Origin of the sequence: Chamaesiphon sp. VAR_69_metabat_338, from assembly GCF_031423935.1 — a bacterium.
GTDB lineage: Bacteria > Cyanobacteriota > Cyanobacteriia > Cyanobacteriales > Chamaesiphonaceae > Chamaesiphon.
In genome coordinates this window covers 1-10,996 of sequence record NZ_JANPGM010000174.1, presented here as the reverse complement: position 1 = coordinate 10,996, position 10,996 = coordinate 1, and the positions used below count along the sequence as shown (strand labels likewise).

At 46.8% G+C, this 10,996-nt stretch carries 11 protein-coding genes and 1 pseudogene; 4 read left to right on the top strand and 8 right to left on the bottom strand.

Going from position 1 to position 10,996, the window contains the following annotated elements:
* Positions 1-146: 146 nt before the first annotated feature.
* From RMO84_RS05155 to RMO84_RS05135, 5 genes are all read right to left on the bottom strand, one after another.
* Complete coding sequence (locus tag RMO84_RS05155; protein WP_310487402.1) at positions 147-1,805, bottom strand: hypothetical protein; 1,659 nt, start codon at positions 1,803-1,805, stop codon at positions 147-149.
* Positions 1,806-2,066: 261 nt separating this feature from the next.
* Positions 2,067-3,017 (bottom strand): ABC transporter ATP-binding protein, encoded by a 951-nt coding sequence (locus tag RMO84_RS05150; RefSeq protein WP_310487401.1) that lies wholly within the window; start codon positions 3,015-3,017, stop codon positions 2,067-2,069.
* A gap of 179 nt (positions 3,018-3,196) precedes the next feature.
* Entirely contained in the window at positions 3,197-3,610 is a 414-nt protein-coding gene (gene mutT / locus RMO84_RS05145; protein ID WP_310487400.1) for an 8-oxo-dGTP diphosphatase MutT, read from the bottom strand.
* Positions 3,611-3,809: 199 nt separating this feature from the next.
* On the bottom strand, positions 3,810-4,553 hold the full coding sequence (locus tag RMO84_RS05140; RefSeq protein WP_310487399.1) for a hypothetical protein: 744 nt from the start codon (positions 4,551-4,553) through the stop codon (positions 3,810-3,812).
* Positions 4,554-5,162: 609 nt separating this feature from the next.
* A complete protein-coding gene (locus RMO84_RS05135; protein ID WP_310487398.1) occupies positions 5,163-6,119 on the bottom strand; it encodes an RNA polymerase sigma factor, RpoD/SigA family in 957 nt (318 codons plus the stop codon).
* 374 nt (positions 6,120-6,493) lie between these two features.
* On the opposite strand from RMO84_RS05135, the gene RMO84_RS05130 reads away from it, so the two are divergent.
* Positions 6,494-7,117, top strand: coding sequence for a histidine phosphatase family protein (locus RMO84_RS05130; protein WP_310487397.1), 624 nt, complete (start codon positions 6,494-6,496; stop codon positions 7,115-7,117).
* 46 nt (positions 7,118-7,163) lie between these two features.
* Here the strand turns inward: RMO84_RS05130 and RMO84_RS05125 are convergent, their stop codons facing one another.
* From RMO84_RS05125 to RMO84_RS05115, 3 genes are all read right to left on the bottom strand, one after another.
* Positions 7,164-7,775: an NYN domain-containing protein gene (locus RMO84_RS05125; protein WP_310487396.1), complete on the bottom strand. Its 612-nt coding sequence runs from the start codon at positions 7,773-7,775 to the stop codon at positions 7,164-7,166.
* An 80-nt stretch (positions 7,776-7,855) separates the two neighbouring features.
* On the bottom strand, positions 7,856-8,539 hold the full coding sequence (locus tag RMO84_RS05120) for an ABC transporter ATP-binding protein (RefSeq protein WP_310487395.1): 684 nt from the start codon (positions 8,537-8,539) through the stop codon (positions 7,856-7,858).
* Between the two features lie 21 nt (positions 8,540-8,560).
* Positions 8,561-8,863: a hypothetical protein gene (locus tag RMO84_RS05115; RefSeq protein WP_396135775.1), complete on the bottom strand. Its 303-nt coding sequence runs from the start codon at positions 8,861-8,863 to the stop codon at positions 8,561-8,563.
* Positions 8,864-8,898: 35 nt separating this feature from the next.
* Here RMO84_RS05115 and RMO84_RS05110 point away from each other — a divergent pair, with 35 nt between their 5' ends.
* The 3 genes and pseudogenes from RMO84_RS05110 to RMO84_RS05100 form a co-directional block, all read left to right on the top strand.
* Positions 8,899-9,135, top strand: a complete 237-nt coding sequence (locus RMO84_RS05110; RefSeq protein WP_310487394.1) for a hypothetical protein — start codon at positions 8,899-8,901, stop codon at positions 9,133-9,135.
* A gap of 134 nt (positions 9,136-9,269) precedes the next feature.
* Positions 9,270-10,337 (top strand): photosystem II D2 protein (photosystem q(a) protein), encoded by a 1,068-nt coding sequence (gene psbD / locus RMO84_RS05105; protein ID WP_310487393.1) that lies wholly within the window; start codon positions 9,270-9,272, stop codon positions 10,335-10,337.
* 129 nt (positions 10,338-10,466) lie between these two features.
* A pseudogene (locus tag RMO84_RS05100) lies at positions 10,467-10,996 on the top strand (Photosystem II reaction center protein); the annotation flags it as partial.

Here is a 10,996-nt window from a genome sequence, read left to right as displayed (position 1 = left end):
AGCCCGATGTTTCGCAACGTCAACCGCTCTTTGAGTTCTCGAAAGATTTGGGGGTTCGCGTCGCCCAGGCGATCGACGATCGTGCCTAAATTCATACATCTACCTCACTTTAGTTTGTTAATCGATCGAGTAACTGGCAATGTCAGTTAGATCGCTCGATCGGCTGCTAATCGGTTAGTTTGGGATTGTCCGCTCTGTTGCAATTTGCGCTGGAGTTGGCGCGTCAAGAAGGCGAAGATGCCCAACTGAGTCAGGATTGATGCCACCAGCGCGCCGATCGGTAGTTGCGGGATGCCGATCGATGCCAGCGGCGAAAATACTAGCAACGTCGCGGCTAGTCCTGTCGGGGTATGATTGGAAGATAAGACGAACGCGCCCACCATCGGCAGAAACATCGCACCGCCGATACTACCGATAATCCACACTTTACGCTGCTTGAAATTGAAAAATAGAGCCAAATGAGCGATCGCGGCATAGATAGCAATCAGACTGGCTGCGATGCAGATGCTGACAGCGAACTGAAATCCAGTCAGTAAGCGAGCGAAAGCAAAGAAGGACAGTGGCAGCCACAAGACTAGTGCCATGCCGAGATTAATGACAACCGCCAAGAGTGCGGGACTTTTGTCGTTACCAATCAGATCTGTCATTAATTCTCGTTGCCAGAATTTCCGCTGGGGATGGGTGACGCGTTCGCGCCGGTACCGACTCCAATCTTGTAATGCTTGTTTGGAAGGCAGTAGTGTGGGAATTAATAGCAGCAATACCGCAAAGTCGATCGCTGCAAACCAATTGGCAGCACTTTCTCGAACGTAACTGCCGCCACTGCTCGATAAAATCGCCGATACTGCGAATCCTGCAATCCAAATTTGCCAGCAAAGATTGAGGCGATAACTTTGAAATTTACCAACGATCGTGGCAGTAGGAGCGAGATAGCGACGTTCGAGAACCTGCCAGATCCAGTAACTTGCGATCGAACAGGTACCAATTTCAAAGGCGTAAAACAAGAGTGCATTGCTAGCAATTGGCAATCCAAACCACCGGAGTGCGTCAATTCCGAATACATCGCCATCTCGCTCGATCGATCGGATGACGACGGTATTAATTGCCATTAAGGGCATCCACAGCGGGTACCCAATGGCGATCGTGCTTAAGATTGCTTGCACGCCACCGAGAAGAACATATAAAACCGTAGCACTAGCCAATAGAAAAGCTAGTGCTCCAATTGCGAGATCCCAACTCAGGAGTAAAGTAATGTTCCCACCAGCATTCATGCCAGCAATAAAATGTAGCGGTAAGATTGCCGCGATCGCTAGATAAATCAGGCTGGGTACGCCAATAATTTTACCGCTAAAAATTGTCTGTGCCGATTGCGGACTGAGCCGAATAAAATTGAGCGTACCGCGCTTTTCTTCGCGGACTAAATCGGCAACTAAAGTATAAACCGATCCTAAAATCAATCCGAATGGCAAAATCCAAGCTAAACAGGTAAAAATATCTAACCACCATTTTTGCCAGTCAATAATAAAGCCGCCATTTGGACTGAGGCGACAGTAGCTTTCATCATAGCCACTACTCGGTGGCACTAAGCAATAACTGCTATGAACTCCGAGTTTCTGAGCTGATAAAGCCTCATCAGTAGGAACGGGAATCTGGCCGTTAAAATACAGGAGTACCAAACCTTGGACGATCGCAGCACACACTATTGCTAGAGTGATATTTCGCACTGTCAATCGTTCTTTGAGTTCTCGAAATATTTGCGGATTGGAGTCGCCCAATTTGTCAATGATATTAGTTAACTTTGTCATAAATTTCAATGAGATGGCTACTATGGATTATAAATTATGTGTCTTTGTACATCATTTGCCTTGAAGATCTTCAAAATTAAACTGTCTCTAGTAAATTGACTCTTTAAATATCCACATTGTTGTAAGCAAAGACCATTGCAGCAATCGATTAAGTTGTTTGGTGTCTGCTTATTTCCCAATAATTTACTGATAACTAATTTAAGAAATAACGGGAAAATCAAGTTCCCATCCTAACGACCCAATTATCCACTATCAACTAATTTAAGAAGCTTGTTGATGCCCTAACTTTAAGAAGATTGTTTCTAAATCTTCTTGCGTACATTGGAAGTTGGTAATTGGGAGTTGAGCGTGAATGAGCGATCGTAATAAGTCTGCCGCCTCTGCTTCTGTCCCCGAAAAGCCAACTCTAATCTGGTTGGTACCTGCGAGAATTTCAATATCAGTTGCTAGCGAATTGCATTTCAGCTCTCGCTTGAGCACTTCCACATCGCCTAAGGTGGTTATCAAAATTTGTTGGCGACTCAACCGTTGATAGAGATCTTGCAATTGACAACTTTCAACCAAAAATCCCAACTCCATAATCCCTACTGAGGTACAGAGTTCGGCTAAGTCACTCAAAACATGGGAGGAGATCAAAATCGTCATCCCCGCCTCTTGGAGCGTCTTAATAATCTGCCGGAACTGCATCCGCGCGATCGGATCTAATCCCGACACCGGCTCGTCTAAAAGGAGTAAAATCGGCTCGTGAATAATTGTCCGCGCCAAACTCAGTCGCTGTTTCATCCCCCGCGAGAGGGTCGCGATCTTACTATTGCGTTTGGTACTTAGTTGCACCAATTCCAGGACATCGTACAGCCGTCGCTGTCGTCGCTCGGCGGTGAGTTTGTACAACCGCGCGAAATAATCGAGATAATCCCAAACTGTTAGGTCATCATATAACGGGAAATCATCGGGCAGATAGCCCAATACCCGCTTGAGATTGGCATTACTGCGATCGCGCACTAACCGTTCGCCATTAATATAGATCTCGCCGATCGTTGGCTCCTCAGCGGTGGCTAGCATCCGCATCAGGGTGGTTTTACCCGCACCGTTGGGGCCAATCAACCCATACACTTCACCAGCTCCTACCGCCAAATCCACCCCATTGACGGCAATCTGGCGATCGAATTGTTTGGTGAGATCTTCCGTCCGAATTGCTAATTCTGTCGCCATAGCTGGTTCATCACGCGGGGATTGTTTCGATTGTAACTACTCAAACTGGAATCGTGTTGCTTTACCTCACACCTCCAGTCCTTCTATATACAATCTATCCACCAATGATTCCCGAAAGATCGTAAAGATCGAGATTGCCGATCTTTCCCGCTCGCTCAAACCTTCCCGCACGAATACTTTTACTCCGACACCCGTGCTAATTGAATGGCACGGATAATCGCATCATTAGCAGCGGGAAATTGGTAGTCATTCAAATCGCTGGCATTTACCCAGCGGATTTCCTCAGATTCGATCGGTTGCGGAATGCCGCTAAGATGCTGACAATGATGCACGATCGCGATCAGTCGGAAGGTGGGATAATCGTGCTCGACCGTAATTAGGTGCGCGCCAACGCTAATTTCGATCGCCAATTCTTCCTGAATCTCGCGGGCAATACATTCGGCTACCGTTTCACCTGGTTCGATTTTCCCGCCCGGAAATTCCCACAGCCCCCCCATCGTGCCACTATTTTTACGTCGATCGATTAAAATCTGCCCAGATCGATCCCAGATGACAGCAATACCAATTTGTTTCTGCGGCAATTCTAAATTCACAATTTCACAGCTCGAAAATGATTCAGACAGGGGATCTAGTAAGGTCGATCTATGCCAAGATGCTGTCAGTATAGATGATCGGCCACGAGCCACGCCATCCTGCTAACGTTAGTGGTCAGCGGTGGCAGGAGTCTTTGCAACTTCACCAACAGACAACAACAATCTGCTGCACCACGCTTGTTAGCTTGCTGGTATAGAGTTAACCTGACAATAGATCACTGATGAGAAATTCTGAAATCCACAAAAATTCAACTATTGCCTCTGGATATCCTGCAATTGCTCGGAATTCTTCCATTGAGACTACGGGGTCAATTTCGTGGCAAAACATATGCCGAAATTCAAAAATACGTCTAATACTTTTAACCATGTAACCCATTAGTTCGTTGTCATCAACAGGAAACAAATACTGTTGACATATTGCTTGACCTCGGATCGTTTTTAATTTTCCAATGAAATCTTCACCAATCAATGTACTAATATTTCGATTTATATCATCCAGATTGTTGGTTGTTAGAAGATGAGCTACAAAATCACCAATTGAGACTGCTTGAATTTCAAGAGATATAGCTGTTTCAATGCTAAATTTAATGTCTGAAAATTTAGAAGCATTCTCTTTATAAGGAGATCCGTGATCGATTAAATCAGCGTATACCTTGCGAAAATAACCCTCCATACAAGCAACAAGACCAATGGGAATGTATCGACTCAGTTCTGTACTAAGCCCAAAGCTATACTTTAAGGCTTCATAATCTTTTTCTATGCTGTCAAATCCTTCTAATTCTTCTATCCCTTCTATTTGATCAAAATATTCTATAAAGTGAGCGACCTTAGATAGTAAACCAATATTATTAAGCCTTTCTGAAACCAGTTCCCACCTCTGACTAGTTGGCACAGTTCGCTGCTTTTTTGCAAGAATTTCGCTGACATAATCACGCTTACCCATTATAGTCTTCCAGGTCTATCGATAACAACTTAGCACTCATTGCTTAAAAAACAAAAATTGAGCCAGTAATCTCGAAATAGCTTACTTCTAAATGCTAGCAGATGCATTAGTGTACTGCTCCCCGCTGAGATAAAGCAGGCTAACTATTTATTATATGGAAACTTTCCGCCTATTCCCCGAAAACTGGGGTGATATCCAGACAAAGATCGGCTGAAAGCCTGATGCATCATTGATACTTTCCATATGTCATCCTACACCAGCACGATCGCCAGAAAGTTTCTGGATATCACCCTAAATTGGGATATTATCTGGAAATAAAGTTGTGACGACAGAACCACCACCAAAAAAGCTCATCGACCGAGTTAGAGATGCGATTCGAGTCAAGCACTACTCGTACAAGGCCGAACAAAGTCATGTAAACTACCATCGATATCTATGAACTCATCCTTTCGATCGGGCACGTTCGCGTAGCATCCACTGTGCGGAATCGCCATCAGAGATCTCAAATCGGTTCTATCTAATTCTAGACCACAATTCCCCTTCCCCAAGCGAGACGATCTCTCACCACCTATCCATAAAAAAAGCCCGCCGGAGCGGACTTTTCAATCTCTATGAAGCTAAATATTCACCGATATCAGCTTTACGTTTGCGGAGCTTGGCAATCGCTTCGCGCTCGATTTGACGGACGCGTTCGCGGCTGATATTGAGCAAGTCGCCAATCTTAGCTAAGGTGAGCGGTTGGGTATCTTTTAACCCAAACCGGAGGGTGAGCACCTGTTGCTGTTGGGGTGTCAGTTCCGACATCATTCGCTCTAAATCTAATTGAAGCGATGAGTTGGTGACGTATTCCTCTGGCGAGATCCCCGGATCTTCGAGTAAATCGCCTAGCTCGGTATCTTGATTGTCACCGACCCGCAGATCGAGCGACAATGGCTGGCGCGCGCGCTCTAAATACTCGCGGACTTGCTTAGAAGATAGCTCCAGTTCGGCGGCTAGCTCATTAATTGTGGCAGCTCGTCCGAATTGTTGCGCCAGGGCGCGTTGAGCTTTCTTGATCTTGTTGAGTTTTTCGGTGATGTGGATTGGTAAGCGAATTGCGCGGGCTTTCTCAGCAATTGCGCGGGTAATAGCTTGACGAATCCACCAATAAGCATAGGTGGAAAATCGATAACCCTTGCTGGGATCGAATTTTTCAACCCCGCGCTGCATCCCAATCGTCCCTTCTTGAATCAAATCGAGCAGATCGATGTTGCGCTTGATATATTTTTTGGCGACAGATACAACCAGCCGAAGATTGGCTTCTACCATCCGGCGTTTGGCATTTTCTCCCGCCGAAACTGTCTTGTGCAGTTGCAGTTCGTCGATATTGGCAGCACTTGCCCATTCGGTTAAACTTGGTTCGCGACCGAGTTCTTCGATGAGAGTATTCTTGACTGCCATCATGAGCGTCAACTGCTGTACCTGCTTACCATACAGGATTTCCTGTTCGTGGGTGAGCAGGGGCACGCGCCCAATTTCACGGAGGTAGGTACGGACAGTATCAGTTGATGCTTGAGCAGTTTTCATGACTCTGGCTAAAATGTAGGGGTAATTTAGATGCAAAATCTAGATCGCAGGAGAGTCTGCTGAATCGATAGTTAGTGGTAAATGCTATTTACCGCTATCGTTCGGAAGTATCAGTTGCGTTCGATCTCAAGATTACGTTTACTTATCTTTCTAATAATCTTAACATTTCTACACACATATTGACAGGGTTTTTCAATCCTCAGCCAATTGGCTGATAGTACCCAGTCCACAAATGACAGGGCTTTAGCAGTTCGGTCTTCACGACCTAATGACGAGCAATAACCGTCTCGCTCGATATGTCTCTACTCTCATCATAATTAAGATTTAGTTACAAGACGGCGATCTACAGCACATTTTGGAGATATTTAAGTTCGATGCAGACATTTTGGTTGATTCGCCACGCTCAGAGGTTAGACTTTATCGAACCAGCATGGTTTGAAACGGCGATTTATCCTTACGACCCGCCACTGTCGAGTCAAGGTTTAGATTGGGCGATGCAGTTGGCGCAGAAATTTGCGGACATACCCATCGATCGAGTAATAACTTCTCCCTTCTTACGGACTATTCAGACAGGTTCGCCCTTGGCAACGCTGTTGCAGTTACCACTCCAATTAGAGTGGGGGTTGTGTGAGTGGCTATGCTCAGACTGGACTCCAGCCTTACCGAAAACAACGCCGATCGACGAATTGATTCGATGCTACCCAAATATTGACGTCAATTATCAATCCCTAGTTATGCCTTGCTACCCTGAAACTTTGAAGGAACTAGATGAACGTTTGACCATTATAGCTCAAAAACTGACTCGTCACCATTGCGACAATCTGCTGACGATCGCCCACAAAGGCTCTGTCTTGGGGATTGTAGCAGCGTTAACGGGTGAAGATGAGTGGCGAAATTACGATTTACCATGCGGGGGCATCATTAAATTGACTCATGCTGGCGTTGGCGCAGCCTCTCAGAATGAGCATCGCTGGCAATCCCAAATCTGGCCGGGGTAAATTGGATCTAAGTATCAGATCGAACTAGTAAGCGATTTCCTACGCCTTAAGTCTCATCGAGAGGCAAACCGTGACGAAGTGCCGAGAGCCGCGCTTGGGCTTTGGGATCGAGCGAATTGAACAAGAATCGCCCTGAAGATTGTTTTTGGGGGCGGTGCCGTCCCCGCGCTCGTTTGGCACTAAAATCGACATCAGCGATCAGTTGTAATGAAGAGATCCATTCTGCCCCAAATCCAATCGCCGTCATCTGCTGGGCGCGATCGGATGTAGCGACAATCAGTCTCGATGCTGAGTATTGAAGATCGTGTCGAAATGCGGCGCAGAATTTCTCGATGTATGTATCGGCAGTTTCGAGAAAATCGCTGTAATGGATCGATAAATTCGGCGTAATTACTTCGCAATAAGCTGGCATATCTCGACTATAAGCATCGAAGACCACTTTGGTTTGGTAGTCTTCATAAGCACTAAAGTTAATCAGTGCCTCAACCAGTTTGCTGCGTGCGGCTTCTAAGTCCGCTTTCGATCCCGATTGGAGGGGATTGTTTTTGGTCTGTCGTTGACCTTTGGTCTGCGGTAAGCAATCGTGCAAATCTGTCCAGGCTCCAATCACGTTGTAGCCGTCAACGAGCAATACAGCTTGTTTTCGTGAGGGAGGCATGGTTCGAACTACACTTTTCTTAACATTTTTTTATATTAGCCTATCTAATATTAGCAAGTTGTGGGTTAAGTGGGTAGGCTCTAAATCTCAATCTCCCGCATCAACCGCTGGCGCATGCGTTCTGGGTCGCCACGATCGACTAATTGCCCGCGTTCGATCAAAAATGCACCATCACAATAGTCTAATTCTTCGAGCCGATGCGTAACCCAGAGGGCGGTTAAGCCCCGACTTTTGACCAGTTCGCGGACGCGGGCGACCAGATCTAGTTGGGCATCGGGGTCGAGCAGGGCCGTTGGCTCGTCAAATAAGATGACCTCAATTTGTCTGGCGATCGCGCCAGCAATCGCGACCCGCTGCTTTTGACCGCCACTGAGAGCATAAATGGGGCGACGAATTAACTCACCCAGATTGACGGCATTCAAGGCTTCGACCACCCGGTGGCGCACTTGGCTGGCAGTCAGTCGTTCGGCCACCAGGCCAAATGCCACATCCGCACCGACTGTCGGCATGACTAGTTGATAATCGGGATTTTGGAAGACAATGCCCAACCCGCCATCAATCTCGATCTTGCCAGTCTGGGGAGCCAATAAACCCGCAATTAACTGTAGTAAGGTCGATTTACCACTGCCATTAGTACCCAGCAGCATCCAAAATTCACCACGCGGCACGGATAGCGAACAGCGATCGAGCACGATCGTACCAGATTTCCAGGCAAAGGAGAGATCTGTGACTTTGATGGCTGGTGAGGCGGTGGATTCGGTCATATTAATGAGCGGGGATCGGGGTTAAGCACCAGCAAAGGCGACAAAACCAGGGGTTTTACCAGAAGCTGCCGCACCGGACTTTTCGTACATTTGGGCGGCGACGATCGAATCGGTCATCACAGCAATTTTCTTTTCTGGCTGACGATCGCAAGTTAATTCTAGCAAAGTGCGATCGCCAGATTTCGCTGCGGCCAAAACTTGTTCGTAAACGGTATTCGCTTCCTCGACAGTCTTGCGTTGCACTGACATGGGCATGGCCGTGTTTTTGAGCAGGATTTCGATGACGTACATATCTAATGAGAAATTGAGGGTAGGGATTCTCATTGTAAGCCGATCGCGAAATGCATGGCTAGTTAGTGGTGAGATTTGCTGGGGGCGATCGATCCCCAGCGTTTACTGCTAGCCGCTCGGGACTAAAAGAGGTTAAAATTTACTCCCAAGTTAGCGATCTCACCAAATTAATTACAGCATTCGTGAGTATTTATACTCATCAAGCCCAACCCAATGAGGACGAATGGTTCGGTGTCGATCGCGAAATATTAAATTTTGTCGAAGAAAACGTAAAGATTTTACCCACATCGGTACAATTCCATTAGACTAGGTAAAGAAACGTAAACTGATTTAATAAATCGGTTAACTCAACTCATACGCATCGATACTCGCATCTACTTGTTGCTGGATTCGATCGTATCAAACAATGTCCTTATAATATCTGGAGTTTTACTGCACCATGACTATTGCAGTTGGCAACCAGCAAGCCGAAAGAGGCATCTTTGATGTCTTAGACGACTGGTTAAAAAAAGACCGGTTCGTATTCGTAGGCTGGTCTGGTATCTTACTATTTCCTTGCGCATTCATGGCCCTCGGTGGCTGGATGACTGGTACTACATTCGTTACTTCTTGGTACAGTCACGGTTTGGCTTCTAGCTACCTCGAAGGTTGCAACTTCCTTACTGCCGCTCTTTCTACTCCTCCTAATAGCGTGGGTCACTCCTTAATGCTGTTGTGGGGACCTGAAGCCCAAGGTGACTTCACTCGCTGGTGTCAACTTGGCGGTCTATGGGCATTTGTAGCTCTTCATGGCGCATTTGGTCTGATCGGTTTCATGTTACGTCAATTTGAGATTGCCCGTCTAGTTGGGATTCGTCCTTACAACGCGCTGGCTTTCTCCGGCCCGATTGCCGTGTTCGTCAGTGTCTTCCTAATTTACCCATTGGGTCAATCTGGTTGGTTCTTCGCACCTTCGTTCGGTGTCGCTGCTATCTTCCGTTTTATCTTATTCCTCCAAGGTTTCCATAACTGGACGCTCAACCCCTTCCACATGATGGGTGTTGCTGGGATTCTCGGCGGTGCGCTCCTGTGTGCGATTCACGGTGCAACTGTAGAAAATACCCTGTTTGAAGACGGCGCAGATTCTGGTTCGTCGAACACGTTCCGCGCTTTCGACCCAACTCAGTCTGAAGAAACCTACTCGATGGTAACTGCAAACCGTTTCTGGTCGCAGATTTTCGGTGTAGCTTTCTCCAACAAACGTTGGTTGCACTTCTTCATGCTGTTCGTACCCGTAGCTGGCCTGTGGTTTAGCTCCGTCGGTATCGTTGGTTTGGCTCTCAACCTCCGCGCTTATGACTTCGTCTCTCAAGAATTGAGAGCTGCTGAAGATCCTGAGTTTGAAACATTCTACACCAAGAACATCTTGTTGAACGAAGGTATTCGCGCTTGGATGGCTCCTCAAGACCAACCTCACGAACAATTCATCTTCCCTGAAGAAGTCTTACCTCGTGGTAACGCGCTCTAAGCTTTGAATAAAGCTTTGATATGTCGGAAGATAAATGTACAATCTATTTATCTTCCGGTTTTTTTAACTCCGTATTTATAGTTCATCGATCGAGGTACTGCAAGAGTGGAAACGCCCTTTAATACTACAATGATAGGCGGACGCGACCAAGACTCAACTGGGTTTGCCTGGTGGTCTGGTAACGCACGTCTGATTAATCTGTCTGGTAAGCTGTTGGGCGCACACGTCGCCCACGCTGGTTTGATTGTCTTTTGGGCTGGAGCGATGTGCCTGTTTGAGGTAGCTCACTTCGTACCCGAAAAGCCGATGTACGAGCAAGGTATTATTTTGCTGTCGCACTTGGCTACCCAAGGTTGGGGTGTCGGCCCTGGTGGTGAAGTCGTGGATACATTCCCCTACTTCGTCGTCGGTGTATTACACTTGATTTCCTCTGCGGTACTAGGTGTTGGTGGTCTATATCACGCATTGCGTGGCCCTGACACGCTAGAGCAGTATTCTTCTTTCTTCGGTTACGACTGGAGAGACAAGGATAAAATGACTTCGATTTTGGGCTTCCACCTCGTAATTCTGGGTTGTGGTGCATTATTGCTCGTCATCAAAGCGATGTTCGTTGGTGGTTTGTATGATACATGGGCACCAGGTGGCGGTGACGTTCGCCT

Excerpts from the sequence above, each read along its gene's own strand:
- RMO84_RS05155 (WP_310487402.1), bottom strand. The coding sequence starts at position 1,805 with ATGACAAAGTTAACTAATATCATTGACAAATTGGGCGACTCCAATCCG.
- RMO84_RS05150 (WP_310487401.1), bottom strand. The coding sequence starts at position 3,017 with ATGGCGACAGAATTAGCAATTCGGACGGAAGATCTCACCAAACAATTC.
- RMO84_RS05140 (WP_310487399.1), bottom strand. The coding sequence starts at position 4,553 with ATGGGTAAGCGTGATTATGTCAGCGAAATTCTTGCAAAAAAGCAGCGA.
- RMO84_RS05135 (WP_310487398.1), bottom strand. The coding sequence starts at position 6,119 with ATGAAAACTGCTCAAGCATCAACTGATACTGTCCGTACCTACCTCCGT.
- RMO84_RS05130 (WP_310487397.1), top strand. The coding sequence starts at position 6,494 with ATGCAGACATTTTGGTTGATTCGCCACGCTCAGAGGTTAGACTTTATC.
- RMO84_RS05125 (WP_310487396.1), bottom strand. The coding sequence starts at position 7,775 with ATGCCTCCCTCACGAAAACAAGCTGTATTGCTCGTTGACGGCTACAAC.
- RMO84_RS05120 (WP_310487395.1), bottom strand. The coding sequence starts at position 8,539 with ATGACCGAATCCACCGCCTCACCAGCCATCAAAGTCACAGATCTCTCC.
- RMO84_RS05115 (WP_396135775.1), bottom strand. The coding sequence starts at position 8,863 with ATGAGAATCCCTACCCTCAATTTCTCATTAGATATGTACGTCATCGAA.
- psbD (WP_310487393.1), top strand. The coding sequence starts at position 9,270 with ATGACTATTGCAGTTGGCAACCAGCAAGCCGAAAGAGGCATCTTTGAT.